Source organism: Pontibacter aquaedesilientis (assembly GCF_014773225.1).
Lineage (GTDB): Bacteria > Bacteroidota > Bacteroidia > Cytophagales > Hymenobacteraceae > Pontibacter > Pontibacter aquaedesilientis.
Genome location: NZ_JACXAJ010000003.1, coordinates 88,725 through 111,084 on the forward strand (window position 1 = coordinate 88,725; position 22,360 = coordinate 111,084).

The window sequence follows — 22,360 nt, forward strand, 5'->3', positions numbered from 1 at the left end:
TTCTGATTTTTTAACTCTTAAACTCTCTAACTTTTTAACTCTCTAACTCCCAAACTTCGTCCTGGCCTGCACCAGTTCTTTGCCTGTTTCGGAGCTGGTGAGTTTGTGCAGAAAGACATCCAGCTCGTGTGTTGGCCCTGCTGTGGCTATTACCTTGTCACCCAAGGCGCTTTCGGCATTAAAGATAATGTCAATTTCTTTTAACTGTTGCTTTTCAAGTATTTCTGGTGGAAGCGTCTCGAGTACCCACTGCAGGTAGCGTGTGTTGGTGACGTGCCGGTTCAGGTCGATATCGTGCCAGCGCACAGGCATACGCTGCTCATACCTGACCTCTTCCAGTTGGGGCAATTTGCCTTTAGCGAAAGGCAGCGGTTCCTGCCCTGGCACTACTTCCACGGCCGTAATAAAGTCGGGGACCGATACCAGCTGGCGCTTCACCACATCCATCACCAGCCATACACTGGTGGCTTGCCCCAAAAGCTCCCGGTCGGCGCCGTATACCCTGAAATCGCGGTGCAGGAATACCCGCTCGCGTCCCGACGCCCAGGTCTCGACCACAATCTTCTCGCGGTGTCTCGGGTAGCGGAACATCTCGACCCGCATGCGCTGCAGCACCCAAGTAAGGTCCCGCTCCAGCAGTTCATACATCGAAATGCCCATGGTGGCGGTATTGTCCCAGGCGGCTTCCTGCATGTAGCCGACCAGTGCCGGTAAGGTCGCCTGCCCATTTTGGTCAGTCTCTGTGGAGCGTACGGTGAACGCACTTTGCCCAGTCATAGATTTCATAGCGTGTGGGATGGTTCGTGTTGCAAAGTACGCAGGAATCGGGTTTAGAACCAGCCAAGCAAGGGCATAAAAAAGCCAGTGCTACATCGCTGCAGCTCTGGCTTTTCTTATTTACAATCTCAGCTATACCTGTTACGGCTGCTTTTTGGCATACGGATTCACACCCATATTCTTATAAAGGAAAGCCCAGGTATCAGCCCATTCCTGAATAACCAGTGAAGTCGGTTTGCCGGCACCGTGACCTGCACGCACGTCGATACGGATCAGGTATGGGTTGCCCGGAGCGCCCTTTTCCTGCAGTTCAGAGATGAACTTAAAGGAGTGCGCAGGCACTACACGGTCGTCATGATCGGCGGTTTTCACCAGCGTAGCCGGGTATTTCACGCCCTCTTTGATGTTGTGCAGCGGCGAGAAGGTATAGAGGTTCTTAAACTGTGCCTCGTCATCCGAAGAGCCGTACTCTGGCACCCAAGCCCAACCGATAGTGAATTTGTGGAAACGCAGCATGTCCATCACACCCACGGCCGGAACAGCTACTTTGGCCAACTCCGGACGTTGCGTCATAAAGGCACCTACCAACAAACCACCGTTAGAGCCACCGCCCACGGCCAGTTTTTCGCTGGAGGTATACTTGTTGGCGATCAGGTACTCAGCTGCCGCAATAAAGTCGTCAAACACATTTTGCTTGTTCGGGGTCATACCCGCTTTGTGCCAGTCTTCACCGTACTCACCGCCACCGCGCAGGTTTGGCATCGCATACACGCCACCATTCTCCAGCCACAGCATGTTGGCGATGCTAAAGCTTGGCGTGAGTGAGATGTTGAATCCACCGTAAGCATACAGGTAGGTCGGGTTATTGCCGTTCAGCTCCAATCCTTTTTTGTGCACAATGAACATCGGCACTTTAGTCCCGTCCTTGGAGGTATAGAAAACCTGCTTAGTTTCATAGGCTTCGGTATCCACGTCAACTTCGGTCTTGCGGAACAAGGTTACTTTGTTGTTCGGCACATCATAGCGGTAGATGGTGGGCGGGTAGGTGAAGGAAGTAAAGGTGAAGAACGTCTCTTTGTCGTCTTTCTCGCCGCCGAAGCCACCTACTGTACCGATAGCTGGCAACTCTACCTTATTCAGTTGCTTGCCATTAGTGTCGTATACCACCACTTCGCTGGCAGCGTCTTTCATGTAAGAAGCAATGATGCGGCCTCCTACCAGCGATACATTGCCCATCACATTCTCGTTCTGCGGCACTATTACTTTCCAGTTCTGCTCCTGCGGCTTTTTAGGATCTATCAGCACCAAACGGTAGCGAGTGGCATTCTTGTTTGTGCGCACCAACAGCTTATCACCAACATTGTCCACCACGTCGTACTCCGACTCAAAGTTATCGATGATCGGCTTGATCGTAGACTTCGGGTCTTTCAGGTCGCGGTAGTAAAGGGCATTGGCACCGCTTGCACCTTCCGACACGTTCAGAATCAGGAAACGCTCATCGTCAGTTGTCTGGCCATAGAAGTTACGGAGCGGCTTGGTTTTGTCTTCGTATATCAGTTTATCCTGGCTCTGCGGTGTTCCGATTTTGTGGTAGTATACCTTATGGTACTCATTCTTATTGGCCAGTTTGTTGCCTTCGGTCGGGGCGTCGTAGCGGCTGTAGAAAAAGCCGTCTTTGTGCCAGCTAGGACCAGAGAATTTTACCCACTCCACTTTGTCGTCAAGCTTCTTGCCGGTGGCAACTTCCATTATCTCATAGGTGTTCCAATCGGAGCCACCGCTTGACGTGCCGTAAGCAACATACTTGGCGTCTTTGTCGAAGGACAGGGCGGTCAAAGCCACAGTACCGTCTGTCGAGAATTTATTTGGATCCAGGAAAACCTTGGGTTCACTCTCCAGTGTATTCTGCACGTAAAGCACGCTTTGGTTCTGCAACCCGTCATTCTTATAGAAGTAGTATTTGCCACCCTTTTTAAACGGAGCGCCATACTTCGGGTAATTCCAGATCTTGGTCAGGCGCTCTTTTATCTGGTCGCGGAACTCTATGCCATCGAGGTAGTTAAAGGTTACTTTGTTCTGCGCCTCCACCCATTGATCCACTTCCTCGTTATGGGTTTCGAGCCAGCGATACGGGTCAGCCACTTTGGTGCCGAAGTAATCGTCGGCATGGTCTACTTTCTTCGTTTTCGGATAATTTAGTTGGGTTTCAGACGCCGCTACGGGCGCTGTCGTGGTAGTTTCGGTATTCATGCCAGTGGCGGTACTCTCGGTTTGGGATGATTTGCAGGCTGTGACGGCAGTCAGGCCGCCCGCCAGCAAAAGAACAGTTGTTTTTTTCATGAGGCTATACGATCGTGTTTAAAACTAATAGCTTTTACAAGGTATAAAGATACGGAATTTGAAGAAAATGTTCATTTCGCCGTTCTACTGCGCAAAATTGATCTCGGTGCTATCGCCAATATTCAGGCTATGGCTCAGCCCTCTGAAACTGGCGTCGCTACCGATAATAGAGTCGTGCATGACAGCATTTTGAAGTTCAGAGTAGGCTCCGATAATGGAATTGCTCAGTGAAGAACGGGAGATAGTGGTATTGTCACCGATCGCCACATTAGGCCCGATGATGGAGTGCGAGATATTACAGTTAGCACCAATGCTCACCGGTGGTATAATGATATTGCCTGGGTACTGGCTGCTTAAGTCATGCTCACGAAACCGGGGCCGGCTCAGGAGTTTGGCGTTGGCTTCCAATAGAGTCTCTTTTCTGCCGCAGTCAAACCAGTTGTCCACGTTCCAGGTCACCATCTTTTCGCCCTGCCGGATCATGTGCATAAGGGCGTCGGTCAGGTGGTACTCGTTGTGGGTCCGTATCCCTTCGGTGATGATATGCTCCAGCGAACAGACCAGCTTTTCGGGCTTCATGATCTTGTAGAGCCCCACCAGCGCAAAGTTAGACTTCGGGATTATCGGCTTCTCGACCAGTTTTATGATATACTCGTCGTTGCCGACTTCCGTGACGCCAAACAGAGAAGGCTTTGCTACTTTCTTTACACCGAGCACAGAATTGGGAGAGGCGATAATGGCTTCGAGGTCAGCTTCCACGATGGTATCGCCGAGCATGATGAGCACACTGTCTTCGTGGCGGTAGGTCTCTCGGGCAATCCAGAGGGCATGGCCCAGACCTTCGCGGGGTTCCTGCACCACAAACTCTGCCCGGATGCCAGGATACTTCTGCCGCACGTAGTTTTCCACTTTGTCGCCAAGGTAGCCAATAATGAACACATAGTCCTGGATGCCTACCTGCAGCAGCTTTTCCACGATATGGCCCAGTATAGTATTGTCCGCCACCGGCACCAGCGATTTGGGCTGCGTGTGCGTGTGCGGACGGAGTTTAGAACCAACACCAGCAACAGGTATAACGACTTTCATATACTACACTTTTTCAGCAATATAGTGATTTTTGATTAGACTTTTAAGGATCAGGGAGAGGTATAGCCGGATTTTTGCAGCTGCCGGATCCAACCACCCCTGCCCCTCAGAGCTGCGCTCGAAATCTTCAAACTCCCGTTCTCGATTTTCCAAGGAGGGGAGCTTCTGCCACTGCCATTTTGAAGGTATAGGCGCTGTAGCTGCTAGATATCTGTTGATGATTGTCATCCCCCTGCCCCCTTCTGAGGAGGACTTTTCCGCCACTACCTTCTTACAGGTATAAGTGTTGTCGTCACTATTATATACCACTGGCAGGTATAGCAAGACTAACTTGCCACCTGAGCTATGAAGCGAATAACTATGCCATGTGCACTTTATGACTCCCCACTGTTTAAGCGTTCAGCGAGTTTGGGGAGTCTTGACTTTTTTGCTTACTGGGGGTAGGGGCCCTCGATTTTTGTGTCAAGACAAAAAGTGAGTGCCCGCCGCACAGGCGAAGCCAAGCCAACTATGCAATAGCACATGCTGCTATACCTGCAACAGCACTAACCACACCCACAAAACCAATTTCACAACGTCATATTATGTTTTCCGTAATCATATCGCTTAGCTTTGTACTTATACCGTATACAAACCATACCCTTCAAAAACATGAAAAAAATCTTCTTTTACCTGATCGGCTTCATTGTGCTGGCCTCACAATCATCTTGCGGCTACAACACCATGGTGCAGAAAGACGAGGGCGTAGAAACCGCTTGGGCGAACGTGCAGAATGCCTACCAGCGTCGCGCAGACTTAGTGCCAAACCTGGTGAACACTGTGAAAGGCGCCGCTAATTTCGAACGTGAAACCCTTGAAAGTGTAATCAATGCCCGCGCCAAAGCAACCAGCGTGCAGCTGAACGCCGACGATCTGACCCCTGAAAACCTGCAGCGTTTTCAGGCGGCGCAGAACGAACTAGGAGGTGCCCTAAGCCGCTTGCTCGTTTCTGTGGAGCGCTACCCGGATCTAAAGGCCAACCAAAACTTCCTGGAGCTGCAAGCCCAGCTGGAGGGTACCGAGAACCGTATCGCTGTTGAAAGACGCAAGTTCAACGAGGCTGTGCAGGATTACAACACCACCGTGCGCTCTTTCCCCAACAACATCATGGCCGGCATTTTCGGCTTCGAACGCAAAGGCCATTTCCAGGCCGACCCGGGTGCCCAACAAGCCCCTACGGTACAGTTTTAAAGGATAAATGATTGTTAGTTGTTGATTGCATTCCCTGCGAGAGTAAGAACGATTAACAATCAACAACTAACAATCAACAATTCTAGTCATGCCCAAAGATACCATAACCGACGCGGACGAGAAGGTCATTATGGAGGCCATACAGGAGGCGGAGCGCAACACATCCGGCGAGATTCGCGTGCACATCGAGAACAACTGCGAAGGAGATGCACTTGACCGTGCCACGGAGGTGTTCGCTCAGCTGCACATGCACCTGACCAAGCAGCGCAACGGTGTGCTGTTCTATGTCGCGATCAAAGACCATCAGTTTGCCGTGCTGGGCGATGCCGGCATCAATGCCATCGTACCCGACCATTTCTGGGAGGACATCACTGAGCAAGTGATCTCCCACTTCAAAAATAAAGAATACGCCGCCGGTCTAGCCAAGGGTGTTATTATGGCCGGGGAGCAACTTAAATCGCACTTCCCCTACGATGACAAGGGCGACCTTAACGAACTGAGCGACGACATATCGTTCGGAAAATAACACACCATGAAACGACCCATCCTGTTCCTATACCTCCTTCTGATTAGCACCCTGCTTTTCGCTCAGAGTAATGATTTCCCGCCGCGCCCTACTCCGCCGCGACTGGTAAATGACCTGGCGGGCATCTTGAGCCAGGGAGAGATAGAGGCGCTGGAACAGAAACTGGTCAATTACAACGACACAACATCTACCCAGATCGCCGTTGTCACGATCAAGTCTATCGGTGATTATGACGCCAACCAGTATGCCGCCGAACTCGGAGAACGCTGGGGCGTGGGTGGCAGTAAAAATGATAACGGTCTGGTGATACTGGTGGCTTTGGATGAGCGAAAAGTAGCGATACAGACCGGCTACGGCATGGAGCACATCATTCCGGATGCCATCGCAAAGCGTATAACAGAACGCACACTCAAGCCTAATTTTCAGCAAGGGCAATTCTATAAAGGTCTCAATGAAGCAACTAACCTGATCATCAGTTTGGCAAGCGGTGAGTATCAGGCCGACCCGCAGGCTGACCAAGGCGAGGGCGAGGGTCCTTCTCTCATCACCATCATTATCATCGTCATCGTGCTGGTGTTTATCATGTCACGCTTCAAAGGCGGGGGCGGCAGAGGAGGCCGTGGCGTGCGCACATTGGGCGGCCCTATACTCGGTCCAGGCTCGTTCGGCACCTTCCGCACCGGCGGCGGCATGTTCGGCGGTGGAGGTGGCTTTGGAGGTGGCGGCGGCGGTAGCTTCGGCGGATTTGGCGGCGGTTCCTTTGGCGGCGGGGGCGCAAGCAGTAGCTGGTAGCCCGAGTGCAACCTATTCTGCATGCGCTATGTTTACCCCTATATTATGCTGGTTATCTTGCTGTTAAACAAACACGTAACCAGTAACCTTCTTTTCATCAGGTATAGGGAGTCTGTCTGCAAAGCATGAGGATTAGCAACAAGCACATAAAATCAAAGGTAGTTATTGGTTTCACACTGGCGTTTTCGATCATTGCCATTGCCATATACCTGACCTACAATAGTTTTACCCAGTTACTTAGCTCTGTTACGGTGCTGTCTCAGCCAAACGCCAAACTGGCCAAGCTGCAGCATACCCTGGCCGACATCGCAACAGCCGAGGGCTCTATTCGGGCCTATACCCTTACCACAGAAGAAAGGCACTTCAAGGAGTACCTCGAAAACCTGGGAACCGTCAACAATCAGATTGATTCGCTCCGTTACCTGATGCAGGATAACCCTGCGGAGCTGGCACAGATAGATTCTATATCGGCTCTGCTGCTTGCCAAAAAGAAGAGCATGGAGCAGCATGTGGCTATCAAGCGGCAAAACCGGGACCGTAACAGTTACTCTGACAAAGCACTTCAGCAGATTACTTCTTCTGCTTCCGAACAGGCCACAACGACCATCAACCAGCGCACTACCACCACGATCTCCGATAGGCTGGCTTTTAACGAAGACGCTCCTCCCGCTCAGCAGGAAAGTAAAAAGGGAATTCTGAGCAGACTGTTCTCCAAGCGGGCCGACACCAAACCGAAAGAGCAGGAACCACCAGTACCCATTGTCGTTCCTCAGATCGATGTTAAGCAGGAGTACACCACTGATACCAGCAAAGCGCGCGCTACAAAAGTAGCATCCATCGCCAAGGTACGTAACGTGCTGAATAAGGTGCAGCGCGAAGTACAGAAGCAGGAAGATGCGTTGGTAGCCAAAGAGTTGGCACTTTTGCAGCAGGACAAGCAGATTATGGACCAGATCAGGAGCATGATTTATGACCTGGAGAAGCATGAGTTGCAACAGGCCAGGCTCAGCTCGGAAAAGGCCAGGGAAGTCGCTGGAGAAACCTCACTGGTTCTGCTGCTGGTAGGTATATTCGGTCTCGTTAGTGGCATTGCTTTTATCATCGTCATTCTCCGCGATCTGACCCGCAGCAGCAAGTACAAGGCAGAACTAAGACGTTCCCGAAAAGAAGCTATCCAGTTGGCACGGGCCAAGGAATCCTTTGTAGCCAATATCAGCCATGAGATTCGCACCCCCCTGAACGTTGTACTGGGTTTTTCGGAACAGCTGACCCGGACGGCATTGCAGCCACAGCAGCAGGAACACCTACAGGCTATACACAGCGCCGGAGAACACTTGCTGCACATTGTGAACGACGTGTTGGACCTTTCTAAACTTGAGGCCGGTAAACTCTACCTGCACCTGGCACCCTTTGAGATAAAGCATCTCTTGGACGAAGTGGAGCGGACTTTTCGCTTGAAAGCCAGTACCAAAGGAATAGGATTCTCCTGCAGCATGGATGAGCACCTCCATGGCCATCTGCTCGGGGACTGCCTGCGCCTTAAGCAGGTGCTTTTCAATCTGGTCGACAATGCTATCAAGTTCACGCATGAGGGTGAGGTGAATGTACGGTGCCGACTCAAGTCGCAGCGCCGTGGCCGTGTCGTGGTACTCATCGAGGTATCAGACACAGGTATAGGCATCCCGATGGAACAGACCGCGCACGTATTTGGGGAGTTTAACCAGGCCGACGATTCCATCATCCGGAAGTATGGTGGCACGGGCTTGGGCCTATCAATCAGCAAGAAGCTGGTCGAAATGCAGGAAGGCTCTCTTACGCTGCGCAGCACGCCCAACCAGGGCACGACTTTCAGCATAGTATTGCCAATGAAACGTGTAACGGCCGAAGCAGAAAGTGCTATAGCACCCCAGGTGCTACAAGGGACGGCAGCAGCCGACGTATTGGCAGGCAAGTCGGTGTTGGTCATCGATGACGATGCGTATAGCCGCATGCTTTGTCAGCTGATCCTGCGTCGCTGGGGTATGCAGGTTACGTTGGCCAACGACGGGCAACAGGCGCTGGATGTTATCCAAACAAAGCATTTTGATGTGGTGCTGACCGATATACAGCTGCCGGGCATGAGCGGAAAAGCTGTATCAAAAGCCATCCGGAAAGAAAATGCCACTGTTCCTATACTGGCGCTTACGGCCAATATCATGAGCAGCAACCGTCGTTTTTTTGCCAAAACGCCCATATCCGATCACCTTCTCAAACCGTTTACAGAACAGGAGTTGCACCAAAAGCTCAGCAAGGCATTGGTACCCGCAGCTATACCTGACAAAACAGAAACGGTCAGCAGCACTGTTGCCCTGAGGAACGCAAAAGCAAGCCTTTATACTTTGGATGAGATCCGTGCTTTTGCCGGAGATGATGAAGAGACTGTACGGGCGGTGCTGGAGGTACTGGTAGCCGACAACCGTAAGAACCTTGCGCAATTGCAGGAAGCGGTTGATTCGCAAAACTGGAGACAGGTAGGCGAATTGGCCCATAAGATGAAGACGGCCTTCCAACACCTGCAAGCCCATACTGTGTTGCCGGCACTGGATACCTTCGAACAGCTCCTGCACCAGCCACAGCCACAAACAGCCACCCTTCCGGCCATTGCCCAACAACTGCAGCACGACGCGGCGGAGGTTCTTGCGGCACTGGCGTCCGAGCTGGAACCGAGCCAGATAACTGCGGATACGATCGCCTAAGCGTCGATGTTGTACTGCCGCATTTTGTTGTAGAGCGTCTTGCGGTCGATGTTGAGCAGGCGTGCGGCTTTGGATTTGTTATACTTCACCCGTTCCAGCATGTCCAGTATCAGTTCTTTCTCGCTCCGCTCAGTGGCGCTGCGCAAGTCGGTCACAGGCGCTACGCGGGTAGCGTCTGGCGGGGTAACTATATTGGTTGGCATGGGTATGTGATAAGCGATTTCAGGCGGAAGGTCGTCCAGCGTAATTTCATTGCCTTTAGCCAGCAGCACGGCCCGCTTTACCACGTTTTTGAGCTCTCGGAGATTACCGGGCCAGCTATACCTCTCCATCGCCACCGTAACAGCTGCATCAAAGCCGTTTACATCCCTTTCCAGCTCGTGGTTGGCTACCTCCAGAAAATAGTCCGCAAAAATCAGGATATCAGCCTGCCGATCGCGCAATGGGGAAATGTTGATCTTGAATTCGTTGAGGCGGTGGTATAGGTCTTCCCGAAACTCACCCTGGCTCACAGCTTGCACCAGGTCCTCGTTAGTAGCCGCGATAATGCGCACATCCACATCTAGGTCGGTGTTGCTGCCTATCTTGCGGACTTTGCGCTCCTGTATGGCCCGCAGCAACTTCACCTGAATCTCGTAAGACAGGTTGCCAATCTCGTCCAGAAACAACGTGCCACCGTTAGCCGCCTCAAACTGACCTTCCTTGTCGGCCATGGCTCCCGTGAACGAGCCTTTCACGTGCCCAAACAGTTCGCTCCCGGCCAGTTCTTTCGACAGAGCACCACAGTCGATTGCGACAAAAGGCTTGTTATGGCGCTTGCTGCTCTGGTGTATTTTGCGGGCAACGTATTCCTTGCCTGTTCCGCTCTCACCTTCTATGATCACCGACATGTTGGTAGGCGCTATCAGGGCGATGTACTCTTCCAGTTGCAGCGACTGAGGACTGGCTCCTTTCACAAATGAAAACCTGTTCCGCATAGGTATAGCCGCTTCGCTTTCAACTCCTTTCGCATTTCGGCTAAGGGCTTTCCGTATGGTCAGCAAGGTTTCGTCTGGGTTGATAGGCTTGGCAAGGTACTCGAAAGCACCCATTTTGATGGCTCTCACCGCCGTACGAATGTCAGCATAGTGCGTCATCAGGATTACGGGCACCTCCGTGGTCAGCACCCGGATCTGTTCCAGCAGTTCCAGCCCGTTTTTGTCAGGCAGTCTGAAGTCGGTCAGTACCAGATCGAAGGTCCCGGCTTTCAGCTGCTGGAGGCCTTCGTTGGCGGTAAAGGCGGTCTTCACCTCATACTGCTGTCGCTTCAGGAAAGTACTCAGCATGAGGCAAAAGGTAGGATCGTCGTCGATCAGAAGTATCTTGGGCATAATTAGGAGTAATATACGCAGCTCGTGCGCAAGCAAGAAGTATTGCCACATAAAAGCGCACCACAGCCTGTTTACTGACTTCGCCGATTAAGGGTTAGGCCTTCTTAGAAATTACATACCAGCTATACCTGAGTTGTTTCTCCTGCAGGTATAAAACAGAAAAGCCCCCGCGTGGCGGAGGCTTGTTCCAACAGATATTCGTTAAAATATCTAATCTATTGTGGCTTATTTTTGGTCTCTTATAATGTTGCCTTGTGCGTCAATGCGCACTTTGGCGTCTTGCTGTTGCTCGTTGGTGAAGTAAATCTCATAAAACGCTTTGGCACCCTGTCCCTGGGAATTAGCCTGTGCATTCTGCGCCTGCGAGTTTTGAGTAGCCTGCTCTGCCTGGTTCTCAGATCCCTGGGCATTGGCACCACGTGCATTCTCGTTTGGTGTTACCCGATATACTTCTACAACCTGCCAGCTGCTAAAGGCTTCGGCGCTTAGCGCCTGCTTCACTGGCTCTGGAAGCTCCTCTTGTGTGATGGCTTCTCTTTTATCTTTTTGGCCCAGTGTTACCGTTTGAGCAGGAGTTTGTGTTTCGACTACAGTCTCCGTTTGGGTCTGTACCTGCTTTTCATGGTTTACCTGGTTCTCAGCTCCAACCTGTGCTTCGGTCTGCACCTCAGTTTGCTCTATAGCTTGCTTCTTTTTCGACTTTTTCTTGCTCTTATCTGTTTGAGCGTTTGCGTCAAGTGATGCAAAGCCTAAAAGTGCGATGGCTGCTGCCAGGTATGTTGTCTTTTTCATAGTTTTATTTTGCGCTTGGTACTAGAAATGTATTTATTTCTGAAACGGCTATATATCAAAACCATGCCATTAATCTAAAGCAAGTTAATATACTGAATATCAATACATTAATAAAAAAATTAAAAATCCCCAATGTGTAGAATCCTACATAGCACTGTAGAATTTTTTCCACACATTGGGGATTTAATCAATAAAATACTTCTAGCCGGCGAGATTTTAACGGATAACTCTTCAGGCTAAAGAACCAAAATAGTTAGCTTCCTATTGCCAGGGCTAGGGCAATCAGGGCACCGAAACCGATTCCAAAGCCAGCGGCGGCTTTGCCTACCTTGCGTTTGTGGGCCTGCTTCTGAAACGCCTGCCGGTATACTGGCTCGCGCATCAATTGGTAATTCGGATGAAAAGTGGCGTCAACATTTGGAGGTACAGCCGCCATCACAATGCCGGTCACCAAACCAGCTGGCGGAAACAGGAAGGTGGCACCTGCTGTGCCCCAGAGCGGTCCCTGGCCTTTGTAATACATCATCGCATCCTGGCGGGCCTGGTACACCAAATCATCCGCTTTGTGTTTGTTGCCTGCCGCTCCGGCAGGGCTGCCAACAGCGGCAACAACATACTCGTCAGGGGTAGTTACCTGTGGCAGCTGGTTCAGTTGAGTCTGAGAAGGCTCCGTGGCCAGTTGCATTTGCGCCACATCCTGCCTTAAGACAAAGCGCAACGGACCGCTGGCATCGCTCAGCATACGGTAGTGTACCGTGTCAGTACCAACCTTCACAATTTTTGCCACCACTTCATCCCCATTTTTTTTGATAATGAGGTCCTGGCCCTGGCTCACCAATGCCATCAGCATCATCCCGATACTCAACACGGCGGTTTTTAAACGCATTCGTTGCTTCATAAGGCTTTTCAATCTTTTGTAGTATTTGTTTTCATTTCGAATGAGAAAATTACAAATATTATTCCGAACATAATTAAAATGCTATATATAATTTATGTTTCGCCAACCAGTGACGGAATAAGGATTCGCCGATGTTACAGATGACCGGAACGCAAAGCGGCTATGATGTGCCAAGCGTCTTATATTTGCAGATAAGGCCGGTAGCTTCTACCTTTATAACATGAGCGAACCAAGAAAGAAATTATTCCTGCTAGACGCACTGGCATTAATTTATAGGGCACATTTTGCCTTCAGCAAAAACCCACGCATCAACTCCAAAGGCATGAACACCGGGGCCGCCCTCGGCTTTACCAACACCCTGGTGGAGGTGCTCCAAAAGGAAAAACCAACCCATATCGGTGTCGCCTTCGACTCGGCCGCCAAAACCTTCCGCCACGATAACTTCGCCGCTTACAAGGCCAACCGGCAGGCGCAGCCCGAGGATATTTCGCTGGCTATACCTTACTGCAAGAAGATTGTGGAGGCTTTCAACATACCGGTCCTCATTATGGACGGCTTTGAGGCCGATGACATCATTGGCACGCTGGCCTGCAAAGCCGAGAAAGATGGTTTTGATGTGTACATGATGACGCCCGACAAAGACTACTGTCAGCTCGTGACGGATCATATTTTCCTTTACAAACCCGCTTTCCTGGGCAATGCCGTGGAGGTATGGGATGTGCCCCGTGTACTGGAGAAATTCGAAATTGAGCGTGTAGAGCAGGTCATTGACATTCTGGGGCTGCAAGGCGACGCCGTGGATAACATTCCAGGTATACCGGGTATAGGCGAAAAAACGGCCAAGGCGCTCATTCAGCGGTTTGGCTCCGTGGAGAACCTGATCGCCAATGCCGACCAGCTCAAAGGCAAGCAAAAAGAGAATGTGGTCAACTTTGCTGACCAAGGCATGATGTCGAAGGAACTGGCCACGATTCACCGCGATGTGCCCGTGCCTTTCAGCGCCGAAGCGTTGCATTACGACGGACCGAACGAAGAGCAGCTCGCTGAGCTTTTTGCAGAACTGGAGTTCAGGCAACTTATGCAGCGTGTGCTCGGTCACTCCATGGCAGATGCCCCGGCTGTGAAAACAGCAGGCCGCAAAGCCAAGCCGTCAAACCAGCAGCAGACTTCCCTTTTTGACTCGCCTGTGGCCGGGGCCGCTGTTGCCGTCGAGGCCGACGCCATAGGTATAGCAACCGAAACCGCGCCTTTGCAAACGCTCAACACCACGCTGCAGGACTACCACCTGATTGACACGCCGGACTTGCGCGCAAGCCTGATCCGCTACCTGCAAAAGCAGCAGGAATTTTCGTTCGACACGGAGACCAGCAGCATTGACCCGATCACGGCTAAACTCGTTGGTATGTCCTTTAGCTACCTGCCGGGCGAGGCTTACTATGTGCCGCTACCCCAGGATAACCCGGAGGAGGCGATGCGCATTGCTGCCGAGTTTAAGGATGTGCTGGAGAATCCCAACATCGCCAAGATTGGCCAGAACATCAAGTACGACATTCTGGTAATGAAGAACTACGGCATAGAGGTGAACGGGCCGATCTTCGACACGATGCTGGCCCATTACCTGCTGGAGCCCGAAATGCGCCACGGCATGGACGTACTGGCCGAAACCTACCTCAACTACAGCCCCGTGCCGATCACCGACCTCATCGGACCGAAAGGCAAGAACCAGATCACCATGGCGGACCTGAAACCGGAACAGGTAAAGGACTACGCCTGCGAAGATGCTGACATCACGTTGCGCCTGAAGCATTACTTCGAACCGCTGCTGCAGGAGCAGGGTTTGATGAAGCTGTTCAATGACGTAGAAAACCCATTGGTGCAGGTACTGGCCAATATTGAGAAAGAAGGCATTTCCATCGACGCCAATGCACTGGCCGATATTTCACTGCAACTGGAGCAGGAGATCAAAGGTATAGAAACCCGCATTTTTGAACTGGCCGACACAGAGTTTAACATCGGTTCTCCGAAACAGCTTGGTGAAGTGCTGTTCGACAAAATGGGGCTGCACGGGAAATCCAAAATCAAGAAAACCAAAACCGGGCAGTACGCCACCGGCGAGGAGATTCTTTCGAAGCTGGCCGGCGAGCACGAGATCGTGCGCCTGATTCTGGACCACCGTGAACTCTCCAAGTTGAAATCGACTTACGTGGATGCCCTGCCACAACTGGTTTGCGAGCTGGATGGCCGTGTGCATACCTCCTTTAACCAAGCCGTGACAGCCACCGGGCGCCTGAGCTCTACCAACCCCAACCTGCAGAATATCCCGATCCGGACTGAACGCGGACGCGAGATACGCAAGGCCTTTGTGCCGCGCGATAGCAAGCACCTCATCATTTCGGCGGACTACTCCCAGATAGAGTTGCGCATCATGGCTGACTTTAGCGGTGATCCAACCATGAAGGAGGCTTTCCGAAACGGGCTTGACATTCACGCCTCCACGGCCAGCAAGGTGTTCCACGTGCCGCTCGACCAAGTGGACAGTGAGATGCGCCGCAAGGCCAAAACAATCAACTTCGGCATTATTTACGGCATCTCGGCCTTCGGCCTTTCGGAGCGGCTGGGCATACCGCGCCGCGAAGCCGCCGACATCATAGAGGCTTACTTTGCAGAGTTCCCGGCCGTAAAAGAATACATGGACAGTGCCATTGAGAAAGCACGTGAGCAGGAGTATGTGGAGACAGTGCTGGGCCGCCGCCGCTACCTCCGTGACATCAATTCACGCAATGCCACCATCCGGGGATTTGCCGAGCGCAACGCCGTGAACGCCCCCATACAGGGCACGGCTGCCGACATCATCAAGATCGCGATGATCAATATAAACGAGTACCTCCGCCACGAAAACCTGAAAACCCGTATGATCCTGCAGGTGCATGACGAACTTCTCTTCGACGCGCCGAAAGAAGAAGTGGACATCGTGACACCGAAAATCGTGGAACTCATGTCGCAGGCACTGCCGCTGAGCGTGCCAATGGAAGTGGGACTGGGCGTAGGCCAGAACTGGCTGGAAGCGCACTAAGGTATAGCATACCTAGAACCTCCAGAATCAAAAAAGGCGCCTCCTTTGCGGGAGGCGCCTTTTTTGATAGTAACTATACCTAGTTCACAGGGAACTGCACAGTACGAAACTTGGTTTCGTCGGCTTTCGGTATACGGGAATTAAACTTCTTGTTGATGTCATCAATAATCTTGTTCGCCACGATAGCGTAACCACGAGGGGTCAAATGCACACCGTCTAGCGAGAACAAGTTGCCAGTGATAAAAGCAGGTGAATAAGCCACGGCATTGATGCTCAACTGTGGTTTACCTTCTTTCATTTGAACAGAGTTAAAGAAAGCGTTCATATCCACAAGTCCCACATTCGCACTAGCCTTGGCGGCAAGCGCCTGGTTAAATTGCTGTGTGGCTAGCTTAACTTTTGCTGCCTCATCTTTGTCAAGCACTTCGCTGTTAGCCAATGCATTGAACGGGCTAAATCCGTGAGGGATTGTCATAGTACCTACCTGCTCTGGGGTGCCTACGGTGGAAGGAAGCAATACAAAGTCGTCGTTAGTTGCCTCACGCACAGTACCTGTACCAGTTGTGATATACAACTTTGCATTAGCTGCTGCTGCCATCTGTCTTAAGCTTGCCGTAGCCTTGGTCGTAAAGTAAGGTATACCTGTTACATCAGGAATGTTGATTACCATACCTTTTACACCAGTTTTCAGCAAGGCCGTCATCATGGCATCTAAGTTCGTCTTGAAATTAGCCTCAGTGGTAATATTACCCTGGCCACCCGAAGTGGCATACCCAAGCACATCGTTGTTACCCAGCCACATCGTGAAAAATGTTGGATTAGACGCTGCTACCAGATCAACATACGGAGTTAGCGCTCCGCTTTTAGGCGGAACCGGAGCATCTGGCAACAAACGCTCGAAGTACGGGTTGAAACCTAGTGGGTTATTCCAGCCATAGCCAGCCGTAGTTACATTCTCCATGCGGATGCCTGGCACACCAAGATTTTGCACCGGTTGTGCAAATTTAGTGTAAAGAAGCGTTCGACCGTCTTGTCCCATGCCACGCACAGCTAATTCTGAAGTTACAGGGGTTAATATTGGTAAACCCGCCGCAGTGAAACCGGTAAGGCGCAGATAGCCTGAACCATTGCGCTGGGCCTCCGTGAATAATGGTTGTGTAAACTCACCGCCGCCAACTAACTTAAACTGCTCGGCCATAATAGCCGGGTATGAGTTGAGTTGACCTGAACGGTATAAACCGCCATCAGCAAAGCCTGCTGTAAGTGAGTTGCCAACCGCCACATATTTGGTTAGGTTGAGCTCGCCCGCACTCGACGAAGGCGTGTCGATCTCCGGGTCGCAGCTTGTTAGGAATATACCAGCCATTAAGGCCAGCACACTCGATTTATAGAAAAACTTTTTCATATACTTTAGAAAAGAGAATTAGAATTTGAAGTTCAGACCGATGCCAGGGATGTAGGCAATAGACTTGTAAGTACCCGCTATACCACCAGAGAGGTTAGATGCATCGGTTCTTTCTTTTTTGTTGATGTACAGGAAAGAGGCATCCAGGCTGATATTGTCAGACACGTTATAGCCTAAGCCAACTGAAAGTCCGCGCGAGTCAGCGTCTGGCGTTTCTGGCGTCAGGTAACCGTCCTGCACAGGAGTTTTGTCCAGGTATGCGCCACCGCGCAGGGCCAGGCCGTCTGCTACCATGTACTCAGCACCTATACGGTAAATAAACGTGTTCTCGTAGTTTCTGCCTGCTTCAGAAAATGAGCTTCCTCCAACATTTTGACTGAAGTCGAAACGCAGCTTCTCGTAAGCGTCCCAACCTACGTAGCTCACATCGGCTGCCAATGTCAGGCGCTCACTTGGCTTAAAGCCCAGGCCCAAAGACAGAGTCGAAGGCATTGGAAGTTCGGCGTTAAAGCTAGTGCCATCCGGGAAGTTGCCACGGGCCGCCGCCGGAATGTTGCTGAACATCACGTCGCCATTCTCTACCCTCAAATCAACTTTTGAGCGATAGTTCACACCAATGGAAAGCTTTTCGGTTGCCTGGAAGTACACACCTGCATTAAAGCCCCATGCCGATTCCGTAGAACCGTCCAGTTCAATACCGCCTTCGGTTCCGTCCTGGCTTTGTACAGGCACAGAGCGCTGCAGGTTTACATTGCCCACCACATAGTTCAGGCCTATACCTACGCCCAGTTTATCAGTGATCGCATAGCTTACAGTCGGTTGTATGTAGATTGCCTGTAGCTTCAGTTGGTTCAGCGCATAGCGTCCGCTCCACTCATTTCCCCACTGCACAGTGCTTCCAAAAGGTGTGTACACACCCAGACCGGCCTTCAGTTTTTCATTGATGCCATACACGGCATATACCTGGAAAGGCGTGCCTGTCGGGTTATCGGTTCGTGCAGTTATAGCTCCAGACTCTGGCGCACTGTAGGCAATTTTGGAAATGATGCCGCTGCCTCCGATCGTTACAGCTCCTCTGGAATCCATAAAGCTCATGGCACCCGGGTTGAAGAAGATGCTGGAGGTACCTGTCAGTAAACCGGTGCCGGTATGGCCCATGCCAATCTGGCGCTGGCTTGCCAGGTTTACCTGATATCCTCCGGCCATGGCTGTGCCCGATAGGAGGGCGCTACCTAATAGGGCTAAGATTTTGCTTTTCATAAAATGCGACTTGTTTAAATATAGGGTGTTAGTAAGGTTAAACAAATATATAAAACATTCATACTTCCAATAGCGGTGCGCCTCCCTTTTTTCAAATAAATTCCAATATTAGTCGAAAAACAGAAATAAATGCCCTGCTTTGGGCCTGCTCAGGTTTTTGCCCGGGCACTTTTTCCCAAACGAGTTCATCCTGTTGCGGTATTCTACGTTTACATAGGCTCAATAAACACGACTTTGAAACTTATGTATGATGTAATAATTATAGGAGGTGGCCCGGCCGGACTCAACGCCGCCATGATCCTGGGCAGATCCAGACGCAAGGTATTGGTGTTTGACAGTGGAAAACCCCGCAACCGCTGGGCTGTCAACATGAACGGATTCCTCTCCAGCGATGGCGTGAACCCAAGAGATTTCATCAAGAAGGGACGTGAAGAACTCCAAAAGTACGAGATCGAGATAATAGACAAAGCTGTCGCCACCGCCACCTACAGCAAAGGCATGTATGTGATAGACGACGAGGAGGGCCATGTGTACCATTCCCGCAAGCTGTTGCTGGCCACCGGCCTGAAAGATGCCCTGCCGGAGGTGGAAGGTATAGAGTCCATGTATGGCAAGAGCGTGCACCACTGCCCTTACTGCGATGGCTGGGAAAGCCGCGACAAGGCCATTGCGGTGTATGGGAAAGAAAGGTCAGGTATAGGGCAGGCGCTGGCCATGAAAAACTGGAGCGATGATGTGACCCTCTACACCGACGGCACCGACAAACTACGCACCCAGGACCTCGATCTGCTGAAACACAATGGTGTGAAGGTATGCACAGACGCGATAGAGCGACTTGAGGGCGAGGAGGGAATGCTGCAGCGCATCAAGTTGAAAAACGGCCAAAGCCGGGAGCAACAGGCCATGTTCTTTTCCGGGGAAACCACCCAGCAGTCTGATATAGGGAAACAGCTGGGCTGTGAGTTTACGGGCAAAGGCGTGATCAAGACCCGGCGGCTGCAGCAGGCCAACATTCCGGGGCTATACGTAGCCGGCGACGCCGCTCGCGATATGCAGTTGGTGATAGTGGCCGCCGCCGAGGGAGCCAAGGCGGGCGTGGCCATCAACATGGAGCTGCAGGAAGAGGATAGAGTAAAGGTATAAGGGCTAAGTTGCGGGAGCCGTATTGCTCGTCTCCGCCTGCTGCCGCGGCACATGCTCCACAGGTTGAAACAGGTGTTCTTTAAGACAGTAGCGGTAGCCCTCCACCAGCATGTGCATAATCAGGTTTTCCACTGCGATAGGCTCGTTTTCAGAGACCTGCCTCGTGTTGGAAAACCTGATCTTGCTGGCGTCTATAATGGTAACCACACCCGTACCGAACACTTCCACCTTGTTGCCTTCTTTAATAATAATGCCTGTCTCTTCGCTCAGCCCGATGCCAACGTAATGTGGGTCGTGCGCCACGGCATGCGCCAAGCGGCCAAACCGGCCGCGCTCGACAAAGTGCGTATCCAGGTACACACCTTGGATGAGCCCAAAACCCTGGGTCGTTTTCATCTCGCCTTTGATAAGGGAGTAGTGGCCATAGCCATCGTAGATCATCCGGTCTGACATCACGGCGGCTCCGGCGCTGGTGCCTGCAATGATCAAAGGCTCCTCGTGATAGCGTTTGCTCATAATGTCCAGCAGTTGGGTGCCGCTCAGAAACTCTGTTAGCCGCACCTGGTCGCCACCGGTGAAGAAGATCACATCGGCCTGCCGCATGCGCTCCAGGTACTCGGGCTTGTCCGCTTCGTGCTCCTCATCTATCAGCATGAACTGCACCTTGCCGCAGCCCAGCTCCTCAAAAGCATTCTTATACGCCATCCCTGACTCCTCAGGCTCTGTGGCTGCTGTAGCGATTATTTCGATAGAAGAGTTTATCGGGCAGATTTCCGAACGAATGAGCTTGATCAGATCATCGTCGTACCCTCCACCAAGGGCTATTAGGGTGCCTTTACTCATGTAGTCTGTATCGCCTGTTATAGTGTATTCAAAAGCTGTACTGTATACTCTTAACACCTACAACAGGTTAAATTCCTTTACTTTATAAGATAGTTCTCAAAACGCCTCTTTGCAGGCAACCTGGCTGCTGTCCGCTAACGGAAACGCCCTTGTGCGCCCCTGAACACGTTTTTGCCCTTCTGGATGCCACTTCTCGTATAACATACTCAAAAACAATGCTTTGCAACCATGACACACGAGATGTAACGTTTGTCATAAAAAGTAAAAAAAATTTCAGAGTCCCAAGCAACCTTTCACCTAAGCACACTATCTATTAAGTACTTAGAAATCAAAAATTAACCTAAAATATTTATGCCATGAAAATCATCATTCTTCTTTTCGCATTAGTCTTGGGTTTCGGCGCCACCTGCAAAAAAACCGCCGACGATATTGAGGTAACTGCCGCTAAGTATAAGCAGCAAAAAGAGCAGAAAGAGCTCAGAAGTTACCCGAACCTACTTCCTGAGGTGGTTATTACAGCTGCCAAAGCTTAAAACCAACAACCACAGCACCTCTAACTATCTATAAGCCCAAATCAAAAAAACCAGTAACCTATAGCATCATGAAAATCCTAATCCTATTATTCGGTATGACCGCAGCCCTTGGCGCAGCCGGCACAAAGACCGCCAGCGACATTAAAGAAATTCAAAAGAGAAACGAGCTGAAGGCTCTTGAAAAATACCCTAACCTATTGCCCGAGGTGGTAGTGACTGCTCCCCGCATTTCACCTGATGATGAAGAAAACTTAGAAGAGAAAGCCACTTTAGAGCAACCCTAGCACCTTGATCGCTCCTGTAGCCTAATTAAAACCATGAAAATCATAATCTTGTTATTTGTATTGGTGGCAGCATTTTGCTTTGCCATGAAAAATACATTTGACTCCCGTTTGCTGCTGGCTGAGCGCCAAACAGAGCGTACCCTGGCCATTTCCGATCCACATACCGTAGCGTTCCAAACAGCGCTTATGTAGCCAGGGACACCCTTACGCTCCAGGCAGCGTCTTATACCTGCGGCCTCTTCCCGAGATCTCCGCACTTCGGTATACCTGTCAAGAATCTATTGTCATAACAAGGCATATGCCTTTTAGAAATTCATCAAAACAAGCTTAAATTCAATTAACTACCCTTCACCTGGCCTCGCCTGCGTTGCTCGCGACCAGGCTACAAGTGAATTCTTGACTTGTAAGATGCAGAAAGCCCGACCTGTTTGGCCGGGCTTTCTGTTAGTTCTCCTGTTTCTTAAATATCTTCTTGAGGTCTATCTTTTTCTCAGGCTCTGGCGCGGGCTCCTCTTTTTTCCCGAAAGGCCATGTGTTCTTCTTGGGTGGCTCTTCCTTCTTCTTGCCAAACGGCCATCCAGCTTTCTCTTCTTCAACTTCCTGTTTACTGAAAGGCCAGATCTTTTTATTTTCTTTCTTATCTGGTAAGATTACATAGCGTATCGAAATGCCTGTGGCCAGGTTAACCCAGTCTTCATGATTGAAGTGCAGAGCTGGCTTTACGTCGGCAGAGAGCAGAATAGGCAATCCGTTGACCTTATACTCTACACCCAGCACGGCATCCAAACCTGTAAAAACGCCGCTGTCTTTGAAATTGCCTATGTGTCCGCCCCCTCCCAGGTAGTAGTTAAAGCGCTTGCCCAGAATCGGGAAATGCTGTTGAAAGAGCACAGTGCCACTATACTCGCGCGCCCCGACCAGGGCTATACCTTCCAGGGTGCTTTTCTCCAGGATTTTCTGCTGCACAGTAGCGCCAAACTCATTTCCTCCCAGCCGTATACCTGCCGCCGTTCTGTATTTCTGCGCCTGGCTAACCGAGGCTACCCCTACCACCAGGAGCACTGCCAAAAAGTAATTTTTCATGTAGGGTTCTAGGATTCTCTTTCTGCTTAGACAAATATCTTACCTATTAGCTTAGCAAAGTAGCTATTTGATTCAAGCAGCATTACTTTAAAGATAAATTACAATTTTATACTATATAATTTCTATAATATTTGCCTTTTAGGCTGCATTTCAGTAGCTTAACGAGTACTATACCTTCTCACTAACTATA

General features: G+C 50.9%; 20 protein-coding genes. 9 read left to right on the top strand and 11 right to left on the bottom strand.

What is annotated here, in order from left to right; genetic code table 11:
- Window positions 1-42: 42 nt before the first annotated feature.
- The 4 genes from H9Q13_RS08890 to H9Q13_RS18010 all read right to left on the bottom strand — a co-directional run bounded on the left by H9Q13_RS08890 (window position 43) and on the right by H9Q13_RS18010 (window position 4,431).
- Window positions 43-786 (bottom strand): acyl-[acyl-carrier-protein] thioesterase, encoded by a 744-nt coding sequence (locus tag H9Q13_RS08890; protein WP_191183446.1) that lies wholly within the window; start codon window positions 784-786, stop codon window positions 43-45.
- Between the two features lie 132 nt (window positions 787-918).
- Window positions 919-3,117: a prolyl oligopeptidase family serine peptidase gene (locus H9Q13_RS08895; RefSeq protein WP_191183447.1), complete on the bottom strand. Its 2,199-nt coding sequence runs from the start codon at window positions 3,115-3,117 to the stop codon at window positions 919-921.
- 84 nt (window positions 3,118-3,201) lie between these two features.
- Entirely contained in the window at window positions 3,202-4,203 is a 1,002-nt protein-coding gene (locus H9Q13_RS08900) for a sugar phosphate nucleotidyltransferase (RefSeq protein WP_191183448.1), read from the bottom strand.
- A gap of 3 nt (window positions 4,204-4,206) precedes the next feature.
- Window positions 4,207-4,431: a hypothetical protein gene (locus H9Q13_RS18010; RefSeq protein ID WP_224744178.1), complete on the bottom strand. Its 225-nt coding sequence runs from the start codon at window positions 4,429-4,431 to the stop codon at window positions 4,207-4,209.
- 423 nt (window positions 4,432-4,854) lie between these two features.
- On the opposite strand from H9Q13_RS18010, the gene H9Q13_RS08905 reads away from it, so the two are divergent.
- From H9Q13_RS08905 to H9Q13_RS08920, 4 genes are all read left to right on the top strand, one after another.
- Window positions 4,855-5,433, top strand: a complete 579-nt coding sequence (locus H9Q13_RS08905) for a LemA family protein (protein WP_191183449.1) — start codon at window positions 4,855-4,857, stop codon at window positions 5,431-5,433.
- An 88-nt stretch (window positions 5,434-5,521) separates the two neighbouring features.
- A complete protein-coding gene (locus H9Q13_RS08910; RefSeq protein ID WP_191183450.1) occupies window positions 5,522-5,959 on the top strand; it encodes a TPM domain-containing protein in 438 nt (145 codons plus the stop codon).
- 6 nt (window positions 5,960-5,965) lie between these two features.
- Window positions 5,966-6,751 carry a TPM domain-containing protein gene (locus tag H9Q13_RS08915; RefSeq protein WP_191183451.1) on the top strand — a complete coding sequence of 262 codons (786 nt, stop codon included), beginning with the start codon at window positions 5,966-5,968 and terminating at the stop codon, window positions 6,749-6,751.
- A 125-nt stretch (window positions 6,752-6,876) separates the two neighbouring features.
- Window positions 6,877-9,486 (top strand): ATP-binding protein, encoded by a 2,610-nt coding sequence (locus tag H9Q13_RS08920; protein ID WP_191183452.1) that lies wholly within the window; start codon window positions 6,877-6,879, stop codon window positions 9,484-9,486.
- Here H9Q13_RS08920 and H9Q13_RS08925 read toward each other — a convergent pair.
- The 3 genes from H9Q13_RS08925 to H9Q13_RS08935 all read right to left on the bottom strand — a co-directional run bounded on the left by H9Q13_RS08925 (window position 9,483) and on the right by H9Q13_RS08935 (window position 12,546).
- Window positions 9,483-10,856 (bottom strand): sigma-54-dependent transcriptional regulator, encoded by a 1,374-nt coding sequence (locus H9Q13_RS08925; protein WP_191183453.1) that lies wholly within the window; start codon window positions 10,854-10,856, stop codon window positions 9,483-9,485. The two genes, H9Q13_RS08920 and H9Q13_RS08925, sit on opposite strands and share 4 nt — an antisense overlap.
- Window positions 10,857-11,081: 225 nt before the next feature.
- Window positions 11,082-11,648 carry a hypothetical protein gene (locus H9Q13_RS08930; RefSeq protein WP_191183454.1) on the bottom strand — a complete coding sequence of 189 codons (567 nt, stop codon included), beginning with the start codon at window positions 11,646-11,648 and terminating at the stop codon, window positions 11,082-11,084.
- A gap of 253 nt (window positions 11,649-11,901) precedes the next feature.
- A complete protein-coding gene (locus H9Q13_RS08935; protein WP_191183455.1) occupies window positions 11,902-12,546 on the bottom strand; it encodes a hypothetical protein in 645 nt (214 codons plus the stop codon).
- A gap of 220 nt (window positions 12,547-12,766) precedes the next feature.
- Between H9Q13_RS08935 and polA the strand changes: the two genes are divergently transcribed.
- Window positions 12,767-15,619 (top strand): DNA polymerase I, encoded by a 2,853-nt coding sequence (gene polA / locus H9Q13_RS08940; protein ID WP_191183456.1) that lies wholly within the window; start codon window positions 12,767-12,769, stop codon window positions 15,617-15,619.
- A 79-nt stretch (window positions 15,620-15,698) separates the two neighbouring features.
- Here the strand turns inward: polA and H9Q13_RS08945 are convergent, their stop codons facing one another.
- Together H9Q13_RS08945 and H9Q13_RS08950 are read right to left on the bottom strand one after the other, a co-directional pair.
- A complete protein-coding gene (locus H9Q13_RS08945; protein WP_191183457.1) occupies window positions 15,699-17,024 on the bottom strand; it encodes an SGNH/GDSL hydrolase family protein in 1,326 nt (441 codons plus the stop codon).
- An 18-nt stretch (window positions 17,025-17,042) separates the two neighbouring features.
- Entirely contained in the window at window positions 17,043-18,284 is a 1,242-nt protein-coding gene (locus tag H9Q13_RS08950) for an OmpP1/FadL family transporter (RefSeq protein WP_191183458.1), read from the bottom strand.
- A 243-nt stretch (window positions 18,285-18,527) separates the two neighbouring features.
- Here H9Q13_RS08950 and H9Q13_RS08955 point away from each other — a divergent pair, with 243 nt between their 5' ends.
- The gene (locus H9Q13_RS08955; RefSeq protein WP_224744179.1) at window positions 18,528-19,427 is read left to right on the top strand and encodes an NAD(P)/FAD-dependent oxidoreductase; all 900 of its coding nucleotides are present in this window, start codon (window positions 18,528-18,530) and stop codon (window positions 19,425-19,427) included.
- Between the two features lie 3 nt (window positions 19,428-19,430).
- Here H9Q13_RS08955 and H9Q13_RS08960 read toward each other — a convergent pair whose 3' ends face one another.
- The gene (locus tag H9Q13_RS08960; RefSeq protein ID WP_191183460.1) at window positions 19,431-20,327 is read right to left on the bottom strand and encodes a cyanophycinase; all 897 of its coding nucleotides are present in this window, start codon (window positions 20,325-20,327) and stop codon (window positions 19,431-19,433) included.
- Between the two features lie 299 nt (window positions 20,328-20,626).
- On the opposite strand from H9Q13_RS08960, the gene H9Q13_RS08965 reads away from it, so the two are divergent.
- The 3 genes from H9Q13_RS08965 to H9Q13_RS08975 all read left to right on the top strand — a co-directional run bounded on the left by H9Q13_RS08965 (window position 20,627) and on the right by H9Q13_RS08975 (window position 21,279).
- Complete coding sequence (locus H9Q13_RS08965) at window positions 20,627-20,803, top strand: hypothetical protein (RefSeq protein WP_191183461.1); 177 nt, start codon at window positions 20,627-20,629, stop codon at window positions 20,801-20,803.
- A gap of 68 nt (window positions 20,804-20,871) precedes the next feature.
- The gene (locus H9Q13_RS08970) at window positions 20,872-21,087 is read left to right on the top strand and encodes a hypothetical protein (RefSeq protein ID WP_191183462.1); all 216 of its coding nucleotides are present in this window, start codon (window positions 20,872-20,874) and stop codon (window positions 21,085-21,087) included.
- A gap of 33 nt (window positions 21,088-21,120) precedes the next feature.
- Complete coding sequence (locus H9Q13_RS08975) at window positions 21,121-21,279, top strand: hypothetical protein (RefSeq protein WP_191183463.1); 159 nt, start codon at window positions 21,121-21,123, stop codon at window positions 21,277-21,279.
- Between the two features lie 252 nt (window positions 21,280-21,531).
- Here H9Q13_RS08975 and H9Q13_RS08980 read toward each other — a convergent pair whose 3' ends face one another.
- The gene (locus H9Q13_RS08980; RefSeq protein ID WP_191183464.1) at window positions 21,532-22,170 is read right to left on the bottom strand and encodes a hypothetical protein; all 639 of its coding nucleotides are present in this window, start codon (window positions 22,168-22,170) and stop codon (window positions 21,532-21,534) included.
- Window positions 22,171-22,360: the final 190 nt, after the last annotated feature.